23 protein-coding genes are annotated in these 26,217 nt (G+C 44.7%); 7 read left to right on the top strand and 16 right to left on the bottom strand.

All coding sequences use genetic code 11. The features are described 5' to 3' along the window. Window positions 1–16 precede the first annotated feature (16 nt). Window positions 17–1,417 carry a TlpA family protein disulfide reductase gene (locus BMX95_RS04565; protein WP_081198613.1) on the top strand — a complete coding sequence of 467 codons (1,401 nt, stop codon included), beginning with the start codon at window positions 17–19 and terminating at the stop codon, window positions 1,415–1,417. 61 nt (window positions 1,418–1,478) lie between these two features. Here BMX95_RS04565 and BMX95_RS04560 read toward each other — a convergent pair whose 3' ends face one another. After that, a complete protein-coding gene (locus tag BMX95_RS04560) occupies window positions 1,479–1,862 on the bottom strand; it encodes a RidA family protein (RefSeq protein ID WP_081198614.1) in 384 nt (127 codons plus the stop codon). Between the two features lie 122 nt (window positions 1,863–1,984). Here BMX95_RS04560 and BMX95_RS04555 point away from each other — a divergent pair, with 122 nt between their 5' ends. Genes BMX95_RS04555 through cysC form a run of 3 tightly spaced genes read left to right on the top strand, consistent with a single transcriptional unit; the run spans window position 1,985 to window position 4,090 of the window. Next, window positions 1,985–2,326 (top strand): HopJ type III effector protein, encoded by a 342-nt coding sequence (locus BMX95_RS04555; protein ID WP_081198615.1) that lies wholly within the window; start codon window positions 1,985–1,987, stop codon window positions 2,324–2,326. Between the two features lie 59 nt (window positions 2,327–2,385). Beyond that, window positions 2,386–3,543: a geranylgeranyl reductase family protein gene (locus BMX95_RS04550; protein ID WP_081198616.1), complete on the top strand. Its 1,158-nt coding sequence runs from the start codon at window positions 2,386–2,388 to the stop codon at window positions 3,541–3,543. 10 nt (window positions 3,544–3,553) lie between these two features. Further along, complete coding sequence (gene cysC, locus BMX95_RS04545; RefSeq protein ID WP_081198617.1) at window positions 3,554–4,090, top strand: adenylyl-sulfate kinase; 537 nt, start codon at window positions 3,554–3,556, stop codon at window positions 4,088–4,090. 32 nt (window positions 4,091–4,122) lie between these two features. On the opposite strand, the gene BMX95_RS04540 is transcribed toward cysC, so the two are convergent. From BMX95_RS04540 to BMX95_RS04485, 12 genes are all read right to left on the bottom strand, one after another. Beyond that, the gene (locus tag BMX95_RS04540) at window positions 4,123–4,398 is read right to left on the bottom strand and encodes a hypothetical protein (protein ID WP_081198618.1); all 276 of its coding nucleotides are present in this window, start codon (window positions 4,396–4,398) and stop codon (window positions 4,123–4,125) included. A gap of 204 nt (window positions 4,399–4,602) precedes the next feature. Beyond that, window positions 4,603–7,917 carry a TonB-dependent receptor gene (locus tag BMX95_RS04535; protein WP_081198619.1) on the bottom strand — a complete coding sequence of 1,105 codons (3,315 nt, stop codon included), beginning with the start codon at window positions 7,915–7,917 and terminating at the stop codon, window positions 4,603–4,605. 33 nt (window positions 7,918–7,950) lie between these two features. Continuing rightward, on the bottom strand, window positions 7,951–9,105 hold the full coding sequence (locus BMX95_RS04530; RefSeq protein WP_165758855.1) for a fasciclin domain-containing protein: 1,155 nt from the start codon (window positions 9,103–9,105) through the stop codon (window positions 7,951–7,953). 13 nt (window positions 9,106–9,118) lie between these two features. Then, window positions 9,119–10,144 carry a fasciclin domain-containing protein gene (locus BMX95_RS04525; RefSeq protein ID WP_081198621.1) on the bottom strand — a complete coding sequence of 342 codons (1,026 nt, stop codon included), beginning with the start codon at window positions 10,142–10,144 and terminating at the stop codon, window positions 9,119–9,121. Between the two features lie 13 nt (window positions 10,145–10,157). Then, window positions 10,158–11,465, bottom strand: coding sequence for a fasciclin domain-containing protein (locus tag BMX95_RS04520; protein ID WP_081198622.1), 1,308 nt, complete (start codon window positions 11,463–11,465; stop codon window positions 10,158–10,160). Window positions 11,466–11,485: 20 nt separating this feature from the next. Further along, window positions 11,486–12,571: a fasciclin domain-containing protein gene (locus BMX95_RS04515; protein ID WP_081198623.1), complete on the bottom strand. Its 1,086-nt coding sequence runs from the start codon at window positions 12,569–12,571 to the stop codon at window positions 11,486–11,488. A gap of 32 nt (window positions 12,572–12,603) precedes the next feature. After that, a complete protein-coding gene (locus BMX95_RS04510; RefSeq protein ID WP_081198624.1) occupies window positions 12,604–13,923 on the bottom strand; it encodes a hypothetical protein in 1,320 nt (439 codons plus the stop codon). 25 nt (window positions 13,924–13,948) lie between these two features. Further along, a complete protein-coding gene (locus tag BMX95_RS04505) occupies window positions 13,949–15,814 on the bottom strand; it encodes a hypothetical protein (protein WP_081198625.1) in 1,866 nt (621 codons plus the stop codon). 12 nt (window positions 15,815–15,826) lie between these two features. Further along, on the bottom strand, window positions 15,827–19,228 hold the full coding sequence (locus tag BMX95_RS04500; protein WP_165758856.1) for a TonB-dependent receptor domain-containing protein: 3,402 nt from the start codon (window positions 19,226–19,228) through the stop codon (window positions 15,827–15,829). A 121-nt stretch (window positions 19,229–19,349) separates the two neighbouring features. After that, window positions 19,350–20,372 (bottom strand): FecR family protein, encoded by a 1,023-nt coding sequence (locus tag BMX95_RS04495; protein WP_081198627.1) that lies wholly within the window; start codon window positions 20,370–20,372, stop codon window positions 19,350–19,352. A gap of 104 nt (window positions 20,373–20,476) precedes the next feature. Then, window positions 20,477–21,049 carry a sigma-70 family RNA polymerase sigma factor gene (locus tag BMX95_RS04490; protein WP_081198628.1) on the bottom strand — a complete coding sequence of 191 codons (573 nt, stop codon included), beginning with the start codon at window positions 21,047–21,049 and terminating at the stop codon, window positions 20,477–20,479. Between the two features lie 166 nt (window positions 21,050–21,215). After that, the gene (locus BMX95_RS04485) at window positions 21,216–21,491 is read right to left on the bottom strand and encodes a hypothetical protein (RefSeq protein WP_081198629.1); all 276 of its coding nucleotides are present in this window, start codon (window positions 21,489–21,491) and stop codon (window positions 21,216–21,218) included. Window positions 21,492–21,678: 187 nt separating this feature from the next. Here BMX95_RS04485 and BMX95_RS04480 point away from each other — a divergent pair, with 187 nt between their 5' ends. Together BMX95_RS04480 and BMX95_RS04475 are read left to right on the top strand one after the other, a co-directional pair. After that, window positions 21,679–22,518, top strand: a complete 840-nt coding sequence (locus BMX95_RS04480; RefSeq protein WP_081198630.1) for an NAD(P)-dependent oxidoreductase — start codon at window positions 21,679–21,681, stop codon at window positions 22,516–22,518. Between the two features lie 10 nt (window positions 22,519–22,528). Beyond that, window positions 22,529–23,542: a class 1 isoprenoid biosynthesis enzyme gene (locus tag BMX95_RS04475; protein WP_081198631.1), complete on the top strand. Its 1,014-nt coding sequence runs from the start codon at window positions 22,529–22,531 to the stop codon at window positions 23,540–23,542. 103 nt (window positions 23,543–23,645) lie between these two features. Here BMX95_RS04475 and BMX95_RS04470 read toward each other — a convergent pair whose 3' ends face one another. The 3 genes from BMX95_RS04470 to BMX95_RS04460 form a co-directional block, all read right to left on the bottom strand. Continuing rightward, entirely contained in the window at window positions 23,646–24,167 is a 522-nt protein-coding gene (locus tag BMX95_RS04470) for a host-nuclease inhibitor Gam family protein (protein ID WP_081198632.1), read from the bottom strand. 105 nt (window positions 24,168–24,272) lie between these two features. After that, the gene (locus tag BMX95_RS04465; RefSeq protein ID WP_133053881.1) at window positions 24,273–24,557 is read right to left on the bottom strand and encodes a hypothetical protein; all 285 of its coding nucleotides are present in this window, start codon (window positions 24,555–24,557) and stop codon (window positions 24,273–24,275) included. Between the two features lie 7 nt (window positions 24,558–24,564). Next, window positions 24,565–25,059, bottom strand: coding sequence for a hypothetical protein (locus BMX95_RS04460; protein WP_081198634.1), 495 nt, complete (start codon window positions 25,057–25,059; stop codon window positions 24,565–24,567). Window positions 25,060–25,323: 264 nt separating this feature from the next. On the opposite strand from BMX95_RS04460, the gene BMX95_RS04455 reads away from it, so the two are divergent. Further along, window positions 25,324–26,214: an XRE family transcriptional regulator gene (locus BMX95_RS04455; protein ID WP_081198635.1), complete on the top strand. Its 891-nt coding sequence runs from the start codon at window positions 25,324–25,326 to the stop codon at window positions 26,212–26,214. Window positions 26,215–26,217 lie beyond the last annotated feature (3 nt).

The following is a 26,217-nucleotide window of genomic DNA, read 5'->3' as shown; positions in this document are numbered from 1 at the left end:
TAAAATTGATTGAAAAATGACCAAAAGCGTCCTGCTAGTTGGCGGCTTGCTGCTATTTATGCTTTCTGGAATAGCCCAGAATATGACAGTTATCAAAGGAATGGTTCTTCACCCCGCAAATGATTTCATAATTGTTTCTGTAGACGGTATGTTGCAAAACAGAATAGACTCTGTGCTCGTAAGCGACTCCGGTTACTTTAAAGAAGAAATCAACTTACAAACGGGTAACTACGTCACTATAAACTATTCAGGCCAGGACCTGCGTTTTCCTGTGGTACCCGGTGACAGCATTGATCTAACGCTGGATGAATCGCTTTTAACCTATAACCTGAGTGCCAGTAATCCCCAGCGAAAAAAAGAAATAACAGCAGCGATCGATAATTCCGCCCTGTTCGATGGCCGGCTTGAAGAAATTAATGCCGCTGCTGAAAAAAGATCAGACAGTTTACTGAATGTTATCTACAACCAGCAGTTAAAAGACTACCTGCAACGAATTCAACAGCCCTCTCCCAGTATTAAAGAAACAATTCACGAAATATACTACAGGCATCTGACCAATTGGCTTTTGTTTAACCCGGTCTGCGCCCTTAAGCCGAATGAAAAAATAATCGGGAAAGAACTGTATAATAAATTCGCAGCCCTTATTCCTGCAGGTCAGGAATATCTTACGGGCAACGAACCACTGTTTTATGCTTCAGAATTCTACCGCACTTTCTTGCTTCAATATAAAAATACTGATCCGGTTCCTTCAAAAGCTAAAACAGACAGTACCCCTATTAATTATCAGGTACGATACCAATCAATCGTTGGCGATGTTAACGTTCCGGTGATAAAAGACTGGCTCATCATGAACTACCTTCAGGACATATACCGGGGTGGTTCCTATGCAGAAGCCCTTCGCTTGTCTGACGACTACAAACCACTTTGCCAGAATGCCTCCATTAAGGAAAGGATAAAAACAATGGACGTGAATTTTGGCAAAATTAAAAATGGCAATCCCGCTCCTGATTTCACCCTGGAAGATATAAACGGCAACAACGTTTCCCTTTCCGACTTTAAAGGCAAATGGGTCTATCTCAATTTCTGGTCGGCAACCAACGGAGTCTGTATCAGTGATTTTACGAAGTACGGTCCTGTGATCAAAGAAAAGTATAAAGATAAAAACATCGTTTTCCTAAATATTTGCTTTGAAGAAGATGCCAACAAATGGAAAACAAAGGTGGAAGAACTACAGATCGAGGGGGTGAATGTATTAGCCAGGGGATGGAACAATCTAAAAATATGTAAGGACTATCAGGCAGATTTTGTGCCCAGAACGTTTTTGATCGATAAAGCAGGGAACATAAATAATAATCAATTGCTGCCAGTGACTTTGACACAATATGATGCATCTGTAATAAACGAATGGCTGCAATAATAACACGTTGAACGTGTAAAGCGCAAATCCCCAATAAAGGATTTGCGCTTTTTTATTTTACTTATTTACTAATGATCGCAGTAGCTTCCACTTCAAGCAATAAATCGTCCTTAACAAACTTACTTACTTCCATAGTTGTAGAAGCAGGGGGTTGAGCGGTGTTAATATATTTGTCTCTTACCTTTCTGAACACAGGAAGGTTAGCCACATCAGTCACATAATTCGTTAATTTGATAACATTATCCATACTTCCTCCAGCTTTTTCTACAATGCTTTTTATAGACTGGAAAATGTGCTCGGCCTGTTGCTCAAAATCATCTTTCCCAACGGTATTGCCGTTAGCATCGAAAGCCACCTGACCAGAGAGGATGACCATTTTGGAAGCCCCTAAATCAACTTCAACATATTTAGAGTATCCGGCAGAAATGTCTTTAAAATTAACCATGATAAATTCGATTTTTGGTACAAAGATTACACTTATTTGATAATATGTGCCTTTTCTTTCGACCCTTTTACCTGATTGGAAAAAGAAAAAAGCATTTAAAGAGTTGAGCTTACATTTGCTACATGAAAGAGCAATTTACTACCCTACTCAAAAAATTAAAGGAGAATTCCGTTACATTTAAAGAAGTAATTGAGTTCATAGAAACTTACTATCAACATCAACCCACTGCCTTTAAAAACGGCGAGAATTACAATGAGGCTACGCAAAATCAGGGTAGCGCCAAGGTTTTTGCATTTGCGCAACTGAATAACCTGAGCAAGGAAGACACCCTTTCTTTATTTGCAGAACATTACCAGTCAGTATTAAATACACCCACCGGAACTGACCACCAAAACATCAGGCAATTTATGGTACATGGCTGGCCAGGGATCGTTTTTGAAGGACAGGCCCTTACTGCAAAATAGTTATCCGCATCTGACAAAAGTCAAAAGACCGTAATATTTCGGATTCAATTCAATATCAAATGAGCGCAATAGCAACTCCTCAAAACAGTGAGCATTACGATGTAATTATAGTAGGGGCAGGCCCCGCGGGTTGCGCCTGTGCTATGGCGCTCAAAAATTCCGGACTGCGGGTAGCCCTAATCGACAAGCACCAGTTTCCACGTGATAAAGTATGTGGCGACGCCATTCCCGGCCGCGCCATTAAATTCCTTCATGAAATAGATCCGCAGTTTGCCGAAAGGCTGGCTGCCTTTACTGAAAAACTGCCCACCCGCAGTACGCTTTGTTATTACAATAACAAAAAACTTGATTTTACCTGGACCCTCGAAGCTTATACCGTTACCCGTGAGCATTTCGACAACTTTCTTTTTGCTGCCGTCAAAAACAATAGCGAGGTCCATACAGTGGAGGGTGTTTCGGTAAGCGATGTTGTCAGGTCTGCCAGCGGATATACCGTCATTGCAAAGGACACCAACAAACGGTATGATTGCACCATGCTGATTGGCGCTGACGGCATCAACGGCGTTACGGCTAAAAAACTCACCGCGCGCCAAATGGACAGAAAACACCATGTTGCCGGTGTGCGGGCTTATTACAGTGGGGTCTCAGGCATGGAAGACACCTGTACCGAAGTGTACTTCGACAAAAAATACCTGCCTGGTTATTTCTGGGTATTTCCTATTAAAGGTGGGTTGGTTAATGCCGGCATGGGCATTTTATCTGATATGGTAGTTAGCAATAAGATCAACGTCAAAAACGCCTTTTATGATTTTATTGATCGATCACCTGTATTAAAGGAAAAGTTTAAAAATGCCCAACCCGTAGGAACATTGCAAGGCTGTGGACTTCCCATGGGTTCACGATGGGTAAGCATGAGCGGAGATCATTTTTTATTGGCAGGCGACGCGGCTTCCCTGATTGACCCGGTTAGCGGAGATGGGATAGGCAATGCCGTTCTCAGCGGTAAACTCGCCGCAGAACAGGTGACGCAATGTTTTGCCAACAACTACTTCAGCGCAGCCTTTGTAAAAAATTACGACCAAATACTCTATAAAAGAGCCGGCGCAGATATGCGCAGAAAAACAAGGGTGCTGAAAACAATGGCCCGTATGCCCTTCCTCTTTGAAGCTGCCTTTATTGTTGGGCAAAACAGGATTATAAAAAAGTTCATGAAGTAGTATAAACGCCATGATCATACAATTAACCGGACTTTCAGGTGCAGGCAAAACCACCCTGGCAACAGGTGCTAAATCCCTGCTTGAAAAACATGCCCTGGTTACGGAGATCATCGATGGCGACGTATACAGGAAAACGCTTTGCAAGGACCTTGGATTTTCACCAAAAGACAGAATGGAAAATATCAGGCGGCTTGGGAAACTTGCCTGGTCTTTCAAGGAGCAGACAGATATCATCTTGATTGCGGCCATCAATCCCTTTGAAGCCATCCGAAACGAACTGAGGGATCAATACGACTCTAAAACCGTCTGGGTCAAATGCGACATGGCAGTGCTTATTAAAAGAGACCCCAAGAAGCTATACAAAAGAGCTTTGTTACATGATGATCATCCAGACAAAATCTATAACCTTACCGGCGTTAATGATAAGTATGAAATTCCAGCCGCGCCTGATCTGATCATCGATACCAGCCTGGAGACTCCGGCGCAGTCTGTACAAAAGTTGTATGAATTTCTTCTTTCTAATAAAAAAGACCCCGAAGGGGCCTGATTCTCTTTGCGTGTATCTTACTTTACCGGGAATTATTTCTTTCGCTTTGTTTTCTTTTCCCCTGTCTCGTTATAGAACAACTGCAGCATTACCTTATTTTCAACTCCTACCAAAGCCGCGATCTCGTAAATATTTTCAAGTGTAAATCCTGCAGGATGATCGATCAGCTTATTAAACGTTATATGGTGCATTCCCAGGTCCTTGGTTAAAACAGTCTTGGGCACAATTTTCAAGATCTCCGAGAAGCTGTTCAACTGGCGGCTCGTGATCAGTTTATTTACCGTAATATAACGTGGGTCATTCCCCATGGCACAAAGAAATGGTGAAATATTGCTATGTGCCTCAAAACTGTCATTTAATGACTACAGAAAGTACGGATCGTACATTTTTTAGGTCATTCACTGACATATAAAGTACAGTTCATCTTTTCTTTGATCACTATCGTACTAAAATGAAAAAAACCCGCCCCATCCGGGATAAACCGGGACGAGGCGGGGCTTTTAGTTGCGTTCTTAAAAGGAGTATCGGATTCCAAACTGCATTTGCCACCTGCTTGCGGCATAATCTACAGAATAGGGTTTACCGGGGTCCTGAAAGGAGTATAAAGGATATCCTTGTGATGAATTACTTCCTGTAAGAAAAGGTACCAGGCCAACACTGGCTGTTGAGTTATAAGTATTGGGTGAGAAGTACACCCAACCCCAATTCTTATTGATCAGGTTGGTAACGTTTAAAATATCCCAGGTGAACGTGATCACATGGTTGGGTTTTTCATCTTTATGAGTTACGATGCCAAATTCCTGTGAAAAATGAAAATCCAGGTCATTGTTCCAGGGTGTTCTGGCGCCATTACGCTCTGTGAACCTGCCTCTGCGAGTGCGCAGGTAAGCATCGCCGTCGATAAAAGCATTGAAGGCCTTTGCCTGTTCTTCTGCACTTGTCGTAATTGCGCCGTCGGGATTTCTGAAAAAGTTAATCGCCTCGCCTCTGTTTGGAATATAGGCAAGACTAACCTGCTGTGGCGTTTTTTGAACAGTATAGTTTATAAATCCGTAAGTAATGGGAGCGCCGGATTGCATGCTGCCAAACAAAGCAAAAGTGCTTACCCAGTTGTTATTATGCCAGGGCAAACGATACGTTACATTACCAATAATACGGTGGCGGATATCAAAGTTTGAATAGGCCAGTCCGGGGTTATTGGGGTTCAACGCCTGGTTCAACTGCCAGTTACTTTCCATAGAGTTACGGATCCCATTGGCAATGTCCTTTGCTACTCCATACGTATAAGCTACCATGGCGCGCAGGCCATTATTGAAGTTTTTGCTAACCTGGGCTGTTAACTGCAAACGGCGCCCCTGTGCCGTGTTACTCATTTCATAGGCATTGGCAAATTGCGGATCGGCATTGCCACCACCGAAGATGGGCTGACGACGCAAACTGGCTGCGGTGTCATAATAGTATGGAAAGGCACCTACCGAAATATCACTCAGGTTTACCTGCTGAAACATCACATCTTTTATAACCTGGGTATACATACCCTCCAACGTATACTTGAACCCGTGCTGATCAGTATAATCTACCGCAACACTGCTGCGCCATACCTGTGGCATTACAAAATGGTTGTCGATAACGTCTACCTGGGTTTGGCCAGCGCCCCTTTTGTCTACGGCAGCGCCGTTATCCCGGGCAAAGCCTGCTATTCCCTCACCAGGTGCATGTTTCAATGGATCTGTTCCGTGCAAAAATTGAAAGCCGCCATCTGTTTTTTGGTCATAGGAGCCATAACTATCACCGGTGTTGTAGAATGCATAACCGATCCAGGCAAACGGAATACGACCAGTAAATAAACCAGTACCACCACGCACAACCAGGCTTTTGTCGCCCAGTACGTCGTAATTAAAGCCCAGCCTGGGTGAAACCTGAACCCGGCCCAGATAGTTATTGGTGATATCACGCAACGGGGTATAGGTATAGCTATTGCCATAATTCGGATCCGTAATGGCGCTCCTTGTTTTATCACTTAAGGTTTGCTTATTGGGTACATCCGCATAATCGAAGCGTATGCCTGGAGTGATGCGAAAACGATCGTTCACCTGTATTTCATCCTGTGCGTACACGCTGAAGAAATTAACATTGAACACCGCACTGGGGTGGGCCAGGATATAATCCCTGTCGTTGTTTTCATAATTAAAATTGCCTCTTACGCGACTGGGGCTATTGTTAAAAAACGAATCGATGCTTGCATAATCCACCCGGCCATTCCATGAGTTTACGAAACCATAGTTGATCTTATACAACTCATTGTGTGTACCGAAAGTGAGGTGATGTTTGCCAAGGTTCACTGATACATTATCGGTAAACTCAAACGTGCGCTGCTTCATGTTAAAGATGCTGGCTTCACGGTCAGTACCCAGGAAGATAGTGGTACCGGGTGTACGGCCTACGATCTGCACCTGGGGAAAGGCTGCGTCGCTTGAAGGAGTACGATAATCATGAATGGTGGTAAAACCTGCTATGAGGCTGTTGTACACCCGGTTATTGAACCGGGTAGTGAGCTCCGCAACAGTAGACGACTGATTATTCGTTTGTTTATAGGCGATGCTGCCGAAGCGAAAATCCTGCGGGTCACGTTCCAGGTTAATGGCTTCAGACGTAATAGTATTGTTGCGAATGGCCAGATGTGTTTTACCATCAATATTCCAGTCAATACGATTGAAATACTTGTTTGAGTTGGCGTACGCATTAAACTGCCCATATGCACCGGGATCAAATCCATACCGGTTCACCATAGTGTCATGTATGCGCATGGCATCATCCAGGCTTAATACCCCTTTCATATCAGGGCTATTGGCCCCTTGCATGATGGGATCTGTACGGCGGGCTATTTCTTCGTTGGTAAAGAAGAACAACTTGCCTTTGATGATGGGAAACCCAACACGAAAACCGGTTTGGTTGTCATGAAAGGCAGATGGCAATTTGCTTCCATCGCCTGCATTCTCTTTTCCGGTTATCGTTGCATTACGCCCAAAAGTATATACCGAACCTTCCACTTTATTGGTACCTGACCTGGTCACTGCGTTCACGCTACCTCCTGTAAAATTACCCAACGTAACATCATAAGGAGCCAGGTACACCTGCATATCCTGTATTGCATCCATGGAAATGGGATTGCTGCGGGTGCTGGAACCGGGCATATTGGACGTTCCTACAATACCGCCCAAAGAAGGGCTGAAGCCAATAGCATCGTTGTTGATGGCGCCATCGATGGTTACGTTATTATATCGGAAGTTGGTACCTGCAAAGGAGTTGTCTTTCGATCCCTGGGGTACCAATTTTGTCACATCTGTAATGCTTCTTGAAATGGTAGGCATGTTGCTGATCTGCTCCCGGGAAATATTTACCCCTGCACCGGTTTGGTTTGCCGGCTTTCTGGGACCTGCGGATGCTTTTACAGTCACCGCCTCCAATTGCTGACTCCCCGGCTTCAATGTAAAGTTTACTACCTGTGCTTCTCCTAAGCCAACCTGCAGGTTGCTTTGTTCCTGTTCGGCAAACCCCATGGAAGTAACGGTTAATTGATAAGGCCCGCCAGCTAATAAACCTGGTAGATTATACCGGCCGTCTTTTGACGTGGTAGTAGTATATGGCGTGCCGGTTGGTACGTGAATAACCCGCACGGTGGCGCCTTCCAGCGGGTGGTTCAGGCTGTCTGTTATTCTACCCCTGAAAGCGCCCCGCGTTTCCTGGCTATAGCTGTGTAATGCGCCCAGCAGGCAAATTAACAGCAAGAGGGAAGTATGAAGAAAAAGAGAAAAACTTCGTTTCATGTAATAATTATTTGGAGTGCTTCTTTACTATGCTTATGGTTGTGGTCCCTTTGGAGTATAATCTCCGTTGGGAGCAAACACCTGGTCAATAACGTGTACGATACCTGTGGTGCTGACAATATTAGGTTGAATGATATGTACCGGCGTGGTAATGCCTGACCCCATTAGGCTCATGCCATCATTCCCTATTTCATAGGACCCACTGGTATTGATCATATTTACATATGCCCATGAGCCGTTGGATTGATAATAGGCCAGATAGGCGCTGTTTGCCAAATTTAAAATGAGCGGTTTATCAGGCGCTACTATGCCGCCATGGCTATATCCATTGCCAGTATAACGCCCACCTAAAAAATCGGCAGTGAAATACATCCCTAATAATATACAGCTGGTAAGCATATTGCTGCGTACAGCGGTGTCTGTTTTAGCCAGGTCATCGATGCTGTTGTATCCATACATTTTAAAGGCATTGTCCGAAGGAACAAACCAGGTAGTGTACGGCGGTGCAGAATTTCCGAAAAAATTCACCACATGATAGCCCTGAAAATTGGGAGGCGTTGGTGCAAACATGCGTGTTACGTCCTGGGTAAACTGAAGCAGGCCAACAGAGTGATGAATGATCCAGGCAGCCATTTTTGTGTTGGGCAGGCTGTCGATCGCCGCCAGTAAATCGCCGTTGGCAGGGAAAGCAATGGCACTCAGTTTATGAAGCACTCCGTCGGCCAGGTTAATATTGCCCTGCGTAACCTTCATCCCATTCAGGAACGTGCCATAATAGTTTTGGGTAACTACAGGGATGTTTGTTTTATTAAGGCTTTGCATACTATCTGATAAAAAGCCTGTTAATGATCCGGTGCCTATGCGGCCGGGGATGATATGAAAAGCCAGTATATCCCTAAGTTGATCTGCGGGGTAAGCCGCAATTTTATCGGATGTCAATCCTGAAGCTGTAAACGCACTATCTATAGGTGCAAAAACAGTATAAGGACCTCCCTTTGCCAACACAGTATCCAGGCCTGTTTTTTGCAGGGCTTGCTTAAACAACGTAAGATTGTCGCCCTGTTGTATATATTCATTAAGCGTATGTTGATCAGGGGTAGCGTTGTAGTCCTTCTTGCTGCACGAAGCCATCACCGGCAACAGTAACCATACCCAGGCTTTTTTCCATTTTATTTGAAATATGTTCATTGTGCATTTCATTTTAAGGTAATAGAACATTATCTATTTCATGAACCACTCCATTGGCGGCGATATTGTCAGACAGGTAAGTACCATAAGAAGGTGAAAATATTCCGGCAGCAGTGGCAGCTGGAGGTTTAACACCACCGATAAAGTAATTTCCGCCCGGCCAGTTGGTCGAGTAGTAAAAATTAACTACTGCGTCAGGTAACAGGGAAGCGAGCCTTGCCGTGTCAGTACTTGCCTTCCGCGTAAAGTCTGTATAGAAGTATCTGTCGCCCAGGATGTGAAAACGTATTAACCGGGACAGTTTAGCTGTATCTGCTGCGAGCAGGCCGTCATAGGTGTTCAGCGATGTGTCGGTACTCTTTTTAAACGCCGCATCGGTAGGGGTCAGCAGCGTGAAAGTATGGGCTGTATCTCCCAGCAATTTTTCCAACCCTGTTCTCTTCAGGGCTAAAGAGAAAAAGGTGAGATCGGCAGAACTCTGTACATAAGCCAGTACACTTGCGTACTTCTCAATATGTGGGATAGCACCGGTATCAACCACATTGATATGCCCGTTGGTAGCGGAAATGTCAATCGTATTCAGTGGTATTCCATTCACCACCCAGGCGGCAGAATCTGCACCTGCCGGGTATTTACTTATATAAAGGTGATTGCCCGCCATAGTGGTAAAACGCTGGTTGGCCCCAAACGGCATTGTTTTAAGAGAAACATCTCCCCGTACTATCAGCGACTTTAATATTACATCAACGTTATTGGGGAAATTATACACCCACGTAGATGCATTGTTGGTAAGCAGGAAGGTAGTGAACGGGCCTGGAGCTGCCAGGGTATCTATTAGCCTTGTTTTTTTCAGGGCCGAATCATACCGTTCATAACTTCCGTTAAGCGCTATAATAAATGACTGCCGGCCGTAATAATCCTTATCGTATTGCTGCACAGGAGCAGTCGAGCCGTTGTCGTTCGTATCTTTTTTACACGCGCCCATAGTCATTGCCAAAACTGCAATGCCCAACAGCCATCTGTAACTTTTATTGATCATTGATCGATGATTTTTAAGGTTGGGGTAAGAATAGTTTGTCTATTTCATAGATCGCGCCATTAGTGGCCATCAGGTGGCGGTTTTTATCGGCAGGCAGATCGACAGGTGCAATATTGGGTTTGTATTTAATTTTTACAGCCCCATTGGCCGCTGAAAACTGTAACAATGGATTTGGAGTAGGGGCTATATTCCCATTGCCCAGATTCCAATAATACAGATTATTGAAACTGCCGTTATTAATGTTTGGATTGAACATAAGATCGTTGTACAGGCTCAGGTTTGAAAAGGCCGGTTTGACATTCTGTTCATTTACATTGAGGATAACATGGTTCTTCAGCACTGAATCCAGCGGCAGATCTGCCCAGGTCCCATTCCAGTTTTCATCATACGTCCAGCCTGGAATTACATCCCGGTTATACTTCAGCAGGTCGTCGTATGTGTAAAACCCTGCTGCATGAAAGGCATCGTTTGTTGGGGCAAATACAGTTGGTCGTGATCTCCCATAGGTTTGCGTATTAGGAAGGTTCTCATATACTATAAAGTTGAAGCTGATAGAATCGCCTGCCACTGATTTTTGATACCAGGTTTGTCCTGGTGGCAATGGATCGGGCAGCAGATAATTCCACCAGTAAAGGCTATCGTTGATATGCATGGCAGTATAGTACAGGCTCAGCTCGGGTCTGCTTTTTATTAAATTCCATAAATTTTGCGTAGGGGCATTTAATACAGCGCGTATGGGCCAAATGTAGCCGTTGGAGGCAGTCCAGGCCGTATCATTTTCATTATTAGCCAGCTCACCGTTTATATACAAGGCGCCTGATTTTTTAACATACAGATTTTGTTGATACAACGAGGTGCCTGTATACTGCAGATCAATGGTTGCATCCAGACGCAGCGTTTTCATTTCTATGTTGCACAGTGCCGAAGAAAGTGCCCCGGCGCCATAAGAGCCCTGCGCCACATGAAACATAATGATCTTTCTCAGTGAATCGACAGACAGGCTTTGGATTTTTGCCTGATCTAATCCCGCAGCGGTCATGGCCTCGTCAACAGGTGCAAACACCGTAAAGTAACCACTGCCTGGCAACAGGCTGTCGAGGTTTATTTTCTCGGCCGCCTGACGAAAAAGGGTAAAAGGGGTGTTCCTTAAAGTAGCCCTGAGATCAGAGGAAGTATCGCTCACTGCAGGTTTTGCAGCAACAAAATCATCGTCTCCTTTCTTCTGACAGGAAAGAACAACACAGCCCATTACCCCGATAAAAAAACTACGATTTATCCACCGGGAAAGTGTAACTGTAAAAAACTGATTTCTGTGATGCATATAATGAGTTTTTATAAAGATTATTGATTGATATGTACACTGTCCGGATAAACAGGAATATCGCTTAGTGGCATAACCACGCCATTAACTGCTGGCTGCTGGTCGCGTGTATTGCTGGTATTCCGGGGCCCGATGTTGTTGTAGATACTATAGTTAGGTCCCAAAAAGGAAAAGTAATTGGTAACCTGCATGGAGAAGGCACCAAACGTACTATACTGCACGGTCCCGTATTCGCTGTAACGGAGACCATTGTTCGGCAACTGGGCATCCTGAAAATCGGTTATGAACGTTCTGCTCGGGGTCACCGTTACCGTGTACAACCAGGGTTGGTAATGTTTGGCATCGAACGTATCGCTGTTGATCATGCTGAGTGTGATGCCTCTTTGTATGTAGGCATCGTTGCTGGTAGGATAAACCGTATAAGGGCCATTACCCTTCAACTGATCGAACAGGTTGAATTTGCGAAGGCCGGCTACAAACATGCTGAATTCAGGGCGCGATTCCAGGTAACCAGCCACCGTGGGGTAAGGCACCCGCAACGGGCAGTCCAATACATGCAGTGTGCCATCAGTAGCCTTTTGGTCAACCAGGTTGGTGGTAACGCCATTAACGCGCAGCGTTCTCTGGTACTGTTTTACCGACTCGGGGTATGCGTAAAGGTAGGCCAGGATGATAGGTTTGCTCATGTACAGCGTTTGTCCGTTTACAGCCATCATGGGATTCGTGATGGTCTGCGGTACCAGATCTGTAGTAACCCTGCCGTGCATCATATGCATAGCCACAAAAACCTTCAATGAATCTTTGGGCAGTGCCAGCAAACTGTCTAACCGCATATTGGCATTCTTAAAAGCATTATTATCAGGGACCAACAGCGTATACAAGTTCCCTTTACCAAGGCTATCCATATAGCCCGATACTTTCATCAGCGTATCGAAGTTGCTGAACGGCGGATTGTTATCCAACATATACTGCAGCGGTTGAACCGTTGTATTTACAGCACCGGATATTGCAGGCGGTGCTGTATCGTCGTCTTTGGAGCATGCCGCCATCAGCAGTATCCCTACTGCTAAAATGATCCCATGACTCCGGCGAAATAATGTATGCATAGTTTTAGTATGTTTTCCTGGTAGATAAAATTTTATTGAGGCACTTTCTCAAAATTGCGTTGCAGTTGCATCAGGTACACTTTGTCGTTAATGATCTCGAAAATGTTAACAGTTGGATATATATTCACCGAACCACCCGACTGTACCACGCCGAACAGATTGGGCTGGTAGATCAGCGAAGGGTTGGGGCCTTGCAAAGGAGAACCAGTGCTTATATTTAAATTTTCAAGTGTATTATACACGGCCGGATCAGCGCTGCACAACAAAAGGGGATAGTTGCCATATTTTGACCTCAGCGGCGAAGGGTCAGTAAATTTAAAGCTGATATAAGGCAGCGTTCCTGATTTGGTTGCTGAGCCGGGTTTAAGAAAAGTCCAGGTTCGCAATACCCCCTGCTGATCGAAGAAATTTTCCCGTGTCAGGAAAGGAAGCGATGTAAATACGCCATCACTTTTTCCACGGTACAGCGTGGTCATGTATACATTGTTTGACCCATTGAGCGGCCACTGTGGCGAGGCCACATTATTGCTAAGGTTATCATCATTGACCCAGCAGGTATAGGAAACCACTAAAGTATCGGCAAAATTCCAGTATGAGGGAAAATGCGGATCGGAAGCCAGGTATGGGCGTACGCTCGACAGGTTGTAGAAGGTTGCATACACACGGCCCGGATCAAAATTTTCATGCACAAACTGCTCCTGGCGAACATTTACTCCATATTGGTTCTTGTCTATATCCGTTGCCAGCGCGCTCATGGTATACACTTCTCCGGGTTCAAGATCGATCGTAGTATCGATGATCATATTTTTTCGCAACGTGCCAGGCAACTCACCAAAAGGCCTGTTATCCTGTGGCCGCGCTACAAAAACAAACCGGTGTTTACCAGAAGGTATCTGTGCCCAGGCCGACAGGTCCATGCCATTCATGGCAGGAGCAGTCAGTACATGCAATTTGCCCGGGTATTCATAGTTGGCATTCACTACATCTTCAGTAGGCAGCCCGGCATTTATCTGACTCTGTTTCTGCTGGGCATTCAGCGCGGTAGCTGCATCGGCTGCATAGGACAGGGAGAACGCGTTTCGCGTTTGCAGCCAGTCACCCGAAATAGCCCCGCCGTTTGGTATCCCATCTGCATCAGTCACGGGATCAACCAAAAAGCACAGGAAAGGTGCGGCCTGACCGGCGTGCAGGGCATCAACTGTAAATGGGATAGAATTAAATACCCTGAGGTATGCCGCATTGGGAACCTGCTCCAACTCCTTGTATTTATAACAACCCGTAAGAGTCATCGATGATGCAGCCACTATCGCCAAACGCTGAATCACCTTTTTTATACGAAACACGGAATGCATATATTATTGACTTGATTTAAAAGAATTATTTATTGTGCTTAACTACAATCAGCTTACGCGCAGGTGTGCCAGATGCGCTGCCGATAATGGCCACGGTATAAAAGCCGTTCTCGGCCCGCCGCTTACCATCGGGATAGATCAGGGTGCCACTGGCAAAATCCTCTTCTTTCAACGGGGCCACACTTTCAAGCAATGAACCAGGTATCAGGCCTTCATACACACCAGTTGCCGGGGTACTTTGAAAAGCCCTGATAGGAAGCGGGTTGCTTGCTGCCAGTCCCAATTTATTGTTGCCACCGCCTTCCTGGTAAGTGGAACCATTCAGGGTTATTGTCCAACCAGATGGAGGCGTTGCTGTAGGAAATACCACAAAAGGATTGTTGTTGATGGCAACGCCTGGTTGCAGATTGATAAAAGCCTGCGGATAGGCCAGTGTATCGTTCTGGCCCGGATTAATACCGCCGCCACTTATATAAGGACTGAAGAGGGCCCCATCTTTTGTAAAGGTTACATTGGGTACGTCGCTCAGGTTCAAGTACCTTGTTTGTATGGCATAAGGATGGCTCCAGGTATTCTTTGAACCATCTGTACCATCGTCAACCGAACCGGTAATTGTTGCATATAATGTACTGGTGAAATCAGTATTTGAGAACAGGATGGCCGGTTTACCCTCTTTGGCGTACACCCACGCAGTTATAAAGTCATAAGGGTATAGCACAATGTCCGATGATGCTATTGTATTACCTGATTTATCTATAGCTTCAATGTGGTGTGCTCCCTGTACTACCGTATTGAAATCACCACTCGCGCCCAACGCCAGGTCTTTTGCCAGTGTGTTTCCATCAACCCGGAAAGTAATTGCCTGGTCCTGGTAGGCATTTACCGCCTGCATTCTGGCCCAACTGATATTGCGGGGAGCCGACTGTTCGGTGAGAATGCGGTAGGAATTGATAATATAGAAAGTTGGTACTTCACCATTGGTGGCGAAATTATAGCCAATTATATTGGGCGTTACAACAATGCTGTAGGTACCGCCCGGTTTGAAACCACGCACCCGGGTTACCAGGTCTTGCTGGGCCGGAGCTGGCCCTGTTTGCACCATAACGGGATATACAGGTAGTTCTGCCAGTTGTTTGGTATAATCAGGTACGCCGGGCGACAGGGCTGCATACAATTTAAACTGGTAAGATCCGTAGGGTATCTCCACATACGGTGATATTGTACTGTCCTTTACATAATTGAGGGCTGCATTCACAGGTGTGCCATCGGCATAAGTAAGAACTACGTATCCGCCTAACTTAAGCGCATCTGAGTCTTTCGGCTGGCCCAGGTTTATTATCCGCAGTTTGAAATGATCTGGTTGAGCCGGGGCGGTGGCGTCCCGGTCGATCACTTTCAAATATCCGGAAGCCATCACATAAACATCTTTGGGATGGAACGGATCGTTATTAAATACCGTGTCTATATTCAGGTATGGCAGATAGCCCAGTCCCTGAAATCCGGAGAGACTTCTGTTCCTTATGATAATATGCACCTTGCCATCCTTGTCGAATAAAGATACAGGCAGCGTCACCGGAGCGCCATCTTCGGCAGCTTTCCAGGCTCCTGACGGAAAAAGCGATAGCCCTATTTGTGTCCCTGTAACTCCTGAATTACTCGAAAAATTCGTAAGGGGGATGTTATTTACTTTAACATCCAGTTGCGCATTGGCAAAGTTAAATAAGCGTACGCTTGAACCAGGCGAACCGGCCACCTGAACACCGGAAAGCTGATAACCGTTCTCGATCTTGTCTTTGGCACATCCCACAAAAACCGCCGGCAACAGCAACGACAACACCGGCGAAAGCCATTTACGTGTATACCTGCCTGCATTATTTGAAAAGCTGTTCATCTATTGAATAATTTAAAAGAGTTTATAGGTTATACCCAACGCGTATTCTGCTCCTCTCTGGTATTGATGCTGTACATACAGCACGTTGTGATAAAGGCCATTGTTGCGGGGAGTGGCATATACATCCCGGTAGTAAGGGTTCAGGATGTTTTTTGCAAACCCTTTAATGGTAAGCCGCTTCATAAGGCGTTGCGTAAATACAACATCCAGTGAAGGCACAGGGCGACTGTATACATCCGGGCTGCCATCCAACTGAACCTGTATCAGACGCTCGCCAACAATGTTGAAGTTCACTGTCAACTGCGTTCCAAGCCGGCTGTTATCATAATCAACATAAGCGTTGATTGAATAAGGTGGTTGTTCAAACAGCGGGCTTTTAGCGGAAGCAGAACGGTCGATGGTACGGGAAGCTTCCAGGCGCTCCGCATTTTTGGTAATCTGGCTTGAAGCAAACATCAGGTTGGTTCCGAGATAAAAGTTTTTAAGGAGGGAGGTCAACCGGCCCAGGTCTTTACGCACTTCCAATTCTATCCCAAACAACCGGCCCTGGTTCACATCGTTCTGATATTCGATCAAAGGAAATTCAGGGAACACGCTTACTGCACTTTGCGGATGGTAGATGAATACTTTGTTCAGCTGATTGTCTATTTGTTTGGCAAAGGCCGAAGCTGCAATTACTTCTCCTGTATTGGGGAACCATTCCCATCTGAAATCTTCACTGCGGGTGAACTGGTTTTTCAGGTTGGGGTTTCCACCCACTACGGCAAACTGAAAAGGATCAAACTCGAAAATATTGGTGAGCTCTCTTAATTCGGGACGGGCCAGCGTAGTGCTGTAACCTAACCGGAAGTTCATGTTATGCTTCCAGGTATAAGTAAGGTTGGCAGAGTAATAAGGTTTGAAGTCAACTTTATAACCTGTATTGGGTTGAGTTGTTGCACCACCCTGGTTAGATGTGTTGTTGCCAATGGTACCTGCAGCAACCTGCGGATTAAACACATTGGCTGTATCTACGTGCGCCTGTATATCTGTGCTTTCAAAACGAACACCACCGGTAATACGCAAGCGTTCGCCCACATGCGCATCTAACATGCCATAAAAGGCCTGGGTTTCATATGTACCATGGTAGTTATTGGGCGATTTGCGGATCTGGTATAAAAAACCGCCCACTCTGGGATTTCCTTCTGCATCAAAATTCGAAGGGTTAAGCCCGATGTTATTATAAGAAACCAGTTGATCGAGATTACCGTCAGCTTTTGTCAGCAAACCAATGTTACCACCGGCAGAAGTACCGGGCAATCCTAATACATTCTCAGTAAAATCCCGGTCTCTCTTCAGAAAATTATATCCGAATTTCAACAACTGTTTTTGTTTGGCCACATAGAATGGCTGCGTAAGATCTGCCTTGGCGCTGTAGTTGTTCTCGGTAAGAAAACGGTATTTTCTTCCGTTTGGGTCGGCATTCAACACCCCGTTAGGCCCTACTCCATGCACACTACCTACCACAAAAGCATAGTTATCGCTTACAATACCCTGGCCATTGGGATCTGCATAGGCTACTTTTCTGTAATCGGCCAGATCGGTAAAGCGAAAATCGGGTTCGTTTGATGTAGATTTCGATGAGCTTAAGTTATAGCTGAGCGTAGGTGACCATGATTGCGATACCACCCGGTGTTCGCCCTGCAGGTTAAAGGTGTTGAATACGCGGTACGATTGCTTTAGCTGGTTTACCTGGTTGTACACAGGGAATTGTAAACCGGTATTTTGCCAGCTACCATTCAGGCTGTTGGCCTGTGTTTCGGCGCCGCGGCTGCCTACATATTGAAACTGCACCTGGTTGCGGGCATTGAACCGGTAGGTAACCCCGCCCAGTACACCATAATTCATAGTCGTTTTGCCCGAGTTCTCCTGGTAACCGAGGTACTTACCCAGCCTGGGATTGTCGGGCGTAATAAAACCGGGAATGTGCAACGCATTGAAGATATCAGGCGACCCGGTAACAATACCCTGGTAAATACTATATTGATTCACCTGTCCCTGATACCGGTCTTCGGTGCGGCTGTAATAGTTGGCGCCCAGCACTATACCCAACTGATGTTTAAATACCTGGTATTTATTACCGAAGGAAACAGAATAGATCTGATTGGGCGCTGCTGGTTTATAGGAGGTAGTTAACACAGCGGGAAACGATTGCATAATATTATTAATGCGCAACGCTTCTGCTGCCATCTCAGGACTGTTACGGCTTTGCAAAAATAGTTGTTGTATCTGCGGTAAGCCACCCGGATACAGGTTCTTCAAATTCAAAAAATCTGCGGAAAGGTTGTGGCTGTTTACTTTCTGTCCCCAAAATCCCATGTCACTGCCCAAAAAACTGTTGTAGCTTCCGTTAACGCCAATGGTAGAGTTGGTACCCAGCTGGGCCGATATTTCTAACGTTAAAGTATCAGGTACCGATTTTGTTTTCAATTCCACAATACCGGCAGAAGCATCGGCCGGTTTATCGGGCGTCATGGTCTTATACACAGTCACGTTATCGAGCAGGGCAGCAGGTACCAGGTCAAGAGGAACGGCACTACGGTCGGGATCGGAAGATGACAACCGGGCGCCGTTCAATTCTGAGATCACACTACGATCACCCATACCACGAATAGCCACATATTTGTCATCGGTGATGGTAACACCGGTTACACGTTGCAATGCCTGGGTGGTGGTAAGACTGGCAGTTTTTTCAATATTCTGTGCAGAAATACCATCCGATACCACGCTGGAATTTTTACGTTCATTCAACAAGGTGGCTTCACTGTTTACTTTACGTTGCGCCTGAACAGTAACCGCACCCAGCGACCTGATATCCTGAACCAGGGATACTTCGAGGTTGCTTTCATTGGTTACTGTTACAAAGCGTGTGGCATATCCTACTGATGATATCACCAGTACCGAAGCACTATCCGTTATGCTGACCGAGGCTTTTCCATCTCCGTCTGTATACGTATTGAATACCCTGTTTTGAATGCTTACACTGGCAGCTGCCACCGGATTATGGTTTTTGCTGTCAGTGATATGTACATTCAGGTAAGTGACAGTATGCTGATGGCGTTGAGGAACTACTTTTCGCCTGATCAAATACGCATTGCCGGCACGCACCTGTTCATAGCCTGTTCCTTTAAGAACAGCACCGAGGATCTCACCTACCGTAGCGTGATGAAGATTGACAGTGACCTTCACCCTGGCATCGATCTCGTCTGAGCTGTAATTGATGACGTAGTTGGTGTTCTTTCTAATAAATTGAAAAGCTTCCAGGATCGGCTGGTTATCGAGCTTCAGGTCCAGCCTGGGCTCTGCATCCTGGGCTTTTATCCCTTGCAAAAACAGGCAAAAGATCATGCTGATGAACAGGATGCTTTTTCCCATTTTTCTTGCAGTTAGGGCATGGCGATTTACCGACGGTCTTTTCCGCCTTTTTTTGCGTTGGTCCATTAAATAGAAAATTTAGTCTTGTGCTGAAGAAAAAATTAAGTCTGTACTTGTTTGGTTATCCTGTGCGCCTGCCAGGTTTAAAAATGACAGTATTACCCTGCAATTGATATTGAATGTTACCCATTAACTCCAATTGCTTTAATATAATTTCCAGTTTGCTGCTTCTGAATGTGGCAATGAATTTACGGTTCCATAACTGTTGATCTTCTGTGCGGAACTGTACGGCGTATCTATGCTTCAATACATTGCAGATATGTTTCAATGTGGCATTTTCAAATATAAACTCACCGCGCCTCCAGGCATCTATGGTTGCCGTATCTATGACCTGCGCTGAAAGTGTATGACTTATCTTATCCCATTCTGTTCCTTTACCTGGTACCAGCACTATGGACCTCATAGAGTCTGATTCCGATTGTACCGCCACCCGCCCGGTGCGAACTGCTACGGAAGCATGCTGTTCATCGGGATAATCGCGTACCGAAAAAGAAGTACCTAACACGCGCACATTAAGGCTTGAACTGTGAATGATGAAAGGCCGTAAAGGATTCTTTGTTACTTCGAACCAGGCTTCCCCCTCGCGCAAATAGATCTCACGCGATGAGCCGGTAAACCGATCGGGTACTGACGCTACGCTACCGCCATTCAATACGATAACAGAGCTATCCGGAAGGGTCAGTCGCTTTCGATTGCCATCTGCCACTTTTATCTCATGGTAATGAACAACAGCCAGTTCATTTTTGGGATGATTGGATGTATTGAGTAATAAGGCAAGCAAGCCGGCGGTGAGCACTACCAGAATTATGGCGGCCACTCTCCAGATGCGGATCTTTCTTACACGGGTATCTATACGCACCACTTTCGCGGTATCTTTCGCCCGGATCTTTTTCAACATCATTTCTATCTCCGTATCAGCTACCGGTACAGGGTTTATACCGGCCCATTCTTCCTGCGGAAAAAGCCTGTTTAGGTCGGCGTCTGATAAACCTTCTAACAGGCTCAGCAAGGCAGCCCGATCTGAGACATTCAGTGTACCGGCATAATAATCCTGTATTTTATTTCTCCATTCCTGTAAATCCATACGGTTTAGGGTCAATTTGCAGGAAAAGTAAAAAAGTCTGAGGGCACCGTCAGTAAATCAGGTTAAGGAATTGTTACCTGATAGAAAATAAGTGAGTACTATAATCAGATGAAGAAAAACAGGAAGGTTTTAAGCTTCGCGCGCAGGGTCCTGATCACGCTGCCAATGTATCTTTCCACTGTTTTTTCTGAAACACCTTCCCGTTCGGCAATTTGTTTATAGGTGAGTCCTTCTTCGCGGTTCAATAAAAAAAACTTCACCCGTACCTCTTCCGAGGAGTCGAGTGCTTCCTTTATTATTTTGGTTTGTTCTGCCAGTTCCAGGTTATTGGGATGGTTTTCTATTGTAGTAGTTGTATCGGGCCGGTAATGTAGTTGTAATTGTTTTTCCTGTCGCAGTTGCTGGCGGGTATATTGGAAAAAGGCATTGCGCGACATGGTAAATAAATAATACAGCTGTTCTTCGGGGGAAGCCGGTAAGGAAATTTTCTTTTCCCATAACTGGGCATACACATCCTGGCAGATGTCACGGGCGGCTTCTGGTTGTCCCGATAACTTGATCAGGTAAGCCAACACCCGGGGATAGGTGGCCTTAACAAATGCCTCGAACAACGCCTCCTGGTCATTATTGAAGGGAGGAATAACAGTGTTAGGGCTAGTTTGGGATTCCCGGGGCATGAGCACAAAAGTATGTGCAGTAATTTTAAGCCAGTATTAAATTTATTGTTTATCTCTTGCGTGGTAATAATTGTTTGCTTTACAGCTATATAAAGGCATTAACAAAAAGGCCTGTTCCGGAAAGCCGGGCAGACCTGATTTGTCTTTGTGTTGTATCGAATTTATTTTATTTCTTTCGCTTAGCTTTTTTCTCCAGCCATTCATTATAGATGAGGTTCATAATTTCCCGTTCATCGATTTCAATGAACGAGGCAATTTTAAAAGCATCGGTAAACGAAAGTCTTTCCGGGCTTTTCATCACCTTCTTAAAGGTTTGATGATGCATACCCAGGTCGCGGGTTATGGTAGATTTAGGTATGGTATCTATTATTTCGGAGAATTTTTTTATATAGCCTCCTGTAACCAGTTTTTTTACCGTGTCGTATCGTTTATCCTTTGACATTACATACAAAGAAAAAGGCTAACGAGATTCATACTTTAAACCTGTCAGGTATTTACCATTAATAATTCGCTTTGTACAATTGTGTATTCATATATTGACTATTCAGTGCTCATTCCATACTTTTTTTCATCAGGATGAAATATGCGGGTGTTTTGTGAAAATCCCCAATCTTTGCAAAAATATTGTCATGAAAGCATTTTTAGGAATGGGGTTATTGGGCTCCAATTTCGTACGGGCCCTGATAAAACAGGGTGAAACCGTACAGGTTTGGAATCGCACTGCTTCCAAAGCACAGGAACTGGAAAAAGAAGGCGCGAAAGCGTTTGCCAATGTAGCTGATGCCGTTAAGGGCGCTACCGAGATCCACATTACCCTGAAAGACGATGCCACCGTTGACGCCGTGCTGAAAGCCGCCGAACCTGGCCTTACTCCCGGCGCTGTTATCATTGACCATACTACCACTTCAAAAGAAGGCGCTGTACAAAGAACCCGGGAATGGAAAGAAAAAGGATTCACCTATCAACATGCCCCCGTTTTTATGGGTCCTATTAATGCACTGGAAAGCACAGGGTACATGCTGGTATCGGGCGATGAGGCTGTTATTACTGCGCTTACACCCTCTTTATCAAAAATGACGGGCAAGCTGATCCATTTTGGTGCTGAGGCTGGAAAGGCCGCCGCCATGAAACTGGCCGGTAATGCATTCCTGGTTTGTTTAACGGTTTCGCTGAAAGACACGCTTACTTTATCAAAGTCAATGGATGTTTCGCTTGATGAGTTGCTTCAACTCTTCAGTATGTGGAACCCCGGCACACTTATATCAGGCCGCCTGCAACGTATGGCGGCTCCCGATCAAAGCAAACCATCGTGGGAACTGAATATGGCGCGCAAAGACACCCAGCTTTTTCTGGATGCTACCCAACAAGCCGGCAACCACCTGGTACTTATGCCGGTTATCGCCGCCCTTATGGACGAGTTCATCAATAAAGGTTTTGGTAACCACGACTGGACGGTGATCGGAAAATAATACCCTGCTAATGCGCAAAAGCCCTTCAGTTAATAATATCCGTATCCTTGGCTGTATGCTTGTGATGTACCGGCGGATCAAAAAACAGGAACGATATCTGAAAAGTTATCTTCCCGGTCTGTTGCGTGCTATAGTGCCGGATTATCAGGAAACATTTTCGGCAAAAGACGTTAAAAGAATTACCAAATACTGGCAGCTCGCCCTGAATCTGGTATGTGATAATGTATATAAGCTAACAGGAAAAAAATTAAGTGAAGCGGAACATAAAAGTATTATTCTGCTGAGCGTATTCGGGCCCCTGTTCGATGATCTTTTTGATGATCACATTCTGAACTATGAGCAGATCACCTCACTGGTAACAGCTCCTGAGGAATACAAGGCAATCAACAAAAACGACCGGCTTGCAAAAGACTTATACCTGGAGTTGTTGCGTAGCATACCACGGCGGCAACAATTCATAGAACATTTGCAAGCCGTTGCTCACTGGCAGCAGGAATCGCTAAAACAGTTGAACAGCGATATATCAGCAGCGGAATTACAGGAGATCACTTACAAAAAAAGTTACTATGCCGTATTGCTTTTCTGTTCCCTGCTCGATAACTATCCTGATCAGAAAATACTGGAGATATTGTATCCGGCCGCTGGCCTTATGCAATTGACCAACGATGCATTTGATGTTTGGAAAGACGTGCATAAGGGCGTTTATACACTACCCAACCTGTACCGGAACTTTTTAGCATTGAAGCAATTATTTTTGACGGAAACAAGCACCATCAACCATCACCTTTGGCAATTGCCATATCCTGCAAGGGCCAAACAAACTTTTGCTATCATTATTCATTCCCTGCATGCCATGGGATGGATGTCGCTGGAGCAGCTGCAACAGGTTACGGTGGGCGTTACTTCTATTGAGGAGTTAAAGCAATTAAGCCGAAAAGAACTGGTATGCGATATGGACAGCTTTTCCCAACAATTGAAATGGCTGCGGCACATTCGAACCTTTACCAATTATATTGATAAATAATAAGGGAGAAAAAATGCCATTCTGTAGAAACAGAACGGCTCTACTTACTAGCTATGGTACAAGAAAAATTTTAATCAGAGCCTTAAACATTTTTCATGTAACCTTATGCAACGCGGAGCAATGATTGTAATTTAGCCTCTACAAAAAAGGTTTCCTCCTGTACTACATCTACAAAGCAGGTTTTTTGCAGATCCTGGAATTGTTGTTCATCACGTAATGCTATAATAGCTTCTTTGTCGAGTTCACATTTAACCCGAACCAATGAAGGAAATTTCTCTTTTACCATATCAAGCACATCTTCCCAACTAAATTTTCTGTCTTTGGTAACCTTGGGTGTTCCCGTGCGAAAACCGATCACGCTGTGCAATAATTCAACGCTTTTGCGTTTGCCCCAGTTGCATTTCTGCTCTTTTGCGTATGTTTCCAATACTTCCATTTGTCTTTCCTTTTCCATATTGAGTTGAATGATCTCATCCTGGAACTGGTCTCTTATCCGGGTTATGCGTTCGTTCAATTGCGCTTCTATAATACCGAGTCTTGATGATACTTCAGCATATTTGGCAGATGCCTCCTGGGCTTCGTCATAATTCACATTGATGATCAGTTTTTTCTTTTCACGGAACATAGTTGTAAGATTTTATGGTTTAATAATCTGATAAATTGTTTTGGCAATACGATGCCCCTTACGGCTTATTGAAAACCGTTTACATAGAAAACCCTTATGTGCTTATTAATTAAACTGTTTATGCACTTCTGCAGCTAACGCATGCAATCTATTGCCCAAATAACAGGTCGGATCGTTGATATAGTCGGTGTACAGTATGCGTAATGCAAATGCCTGTGCAGGCGTGAAACTAATGGTATAATCGGTTTGGTATTTGATCAGCTTTACGTATAACCTGTCTCTTATTTCAGCCAATACCGCATAATGCAGTTTATCGTCGTCATTGGCCGGATTGTCATCAAGGATTGTTTCTATTTGTTGTTTCAGGGTTTCTGCCAATTGCCGTTTCATTTCGAACCTATATTTGTTCTTCCTGTAGTTCATCAAAATAACCTTTTACCGGTTCATAATATTTCAGGAATTTTTCATCCTGCACATTCAGCCAGTTATACCCGCTTCTTATTCCTTTAATTACCCCTGCATGATCGGTTGCACCTGTAAGATTGGCTAACAGGCTGTAAGGCATGTGCGGGAATTTTTTCTTTCCGGCCATCCATAACAGTTTTCGCATAGTTGGTCTGTCGTTCGCTCTGCTTTTATCGCTTACCCAGGCCAATTGAACATTCCAGCACTCACACATTGCTTCAAATAACTGCTTCACATCATCTTCCATCATTTTATTTGAATACCGGGGTATTAATATTACTTCAATGCCGGCCTGCTGTTGTATCTCGTATTGTGCACGCGTAATTACGTGACTTACGATGGATAATTCTCTCCTTGTATGCACATTCATGGAACTTCCGTTTTTGTAAGTTGTCGTGTCGTTCTTTTGTAAAAGCATATGTGTCATAATCTTCGGTTTTTATACAGTTGATAAATCGGTTAAACAAGATTCCCGCATGGAAGGACCAATCTGCACAAGAAGTGATAACTTTTGAGGCAAAAGCCCGGGAGAAGAAGTCGAATTTTCAGGCTATGTCTCGTTTCCATAGTACGATTTCGTTGTTTTTTGCATACTTTTAGCTCTTTGCATATTCTGTATAGCATTTCGATACAGCAAATATATGCTTCATTTTTCGACAATTCTAATTTTTGGGGCAAAAACTTTCTATTTATGTCAACTTTTTTTGCAAACAATCTTTCCTTTTTAAGGAAGAAAAAAGGGCTGACTCAGGCGGAAGTGGCTACAGCATTGGGTTTAAAGCGAAATACGTTCTCGAATTACGAAACAACTCATTCAGAACCAGATTTAGGTACATTAGAAAAAATTGCCTCATTTTTCGACATCTCTATTGATGAGCTTGTGAGCGTGGATTTGTCTAAAGGCGGTCTGGTGGCCTATAAGGCCGAGGAAAACAACGAAAACGCAGTAAATGATAGTCACACTGTTACCAGTGACAAAAACCAATTGGTACCTCCTGCAGATGAAGACATGCCTGTTTCTGTCGTGGGTAACACTCTTTTTCCATACCGCAGGTTTCAGGCACCTAAATATATCACCGTCGATAGCCAGGGTGAAGAAAATATCATTTATGTACCGGTAAAAGCCAGGGCTGGTTATATGTCGGGTTATGGCGATCCTCTATTTATTCAATCTTTATCTGCTTACCGGTTGCCCGGGTATACCAATGGTACCTACCGGATATTTGAAGTGGAAGGGCATTCCATGTTCCCTACTTTACAGGATGCAGACCGGGTCATAGCCCGCTGGGCCGATATTTCTGAAGTTCGTGACGATCGTGTTTATGTGCTGGTTACCCGCTTTCAGGGTGTATTGATCAAACGACTGATCAACCGGTATCATGAGGGAAAGATCATTGTAAAAAGCGATAATAATCAAACCGGCGAATTCCCCACCATTGTATTGGATGTGGAAGAAGTTGCCGAGATCTGGTATGTGGTAGAACGCTGGACGAGACAATTACCCGGCCCCGGCGAAATTTATAAACGCCTGGTGAATATTGAAGCTGAGCTGGCGATGTTGAAACAAAAAATGGGAGAATAACCG

The sequence above is a fragment of the Niastella yeongjuensis genome (assembly GCF_900110245.1).
In the GTDB taxonomy this organism is placed as follows: domain Bacteria; phylum Bacteroidota; class Bacteroidia; order Chitinophagales; family Chitinophagaceae; genus Niastella; species Niastella yeongjuensis.
The sequence above is the reverse complement of the archived record's forward strand: the minus strand, read 5'-3'. Positions and strand labels throughout refer to the sequence as shown.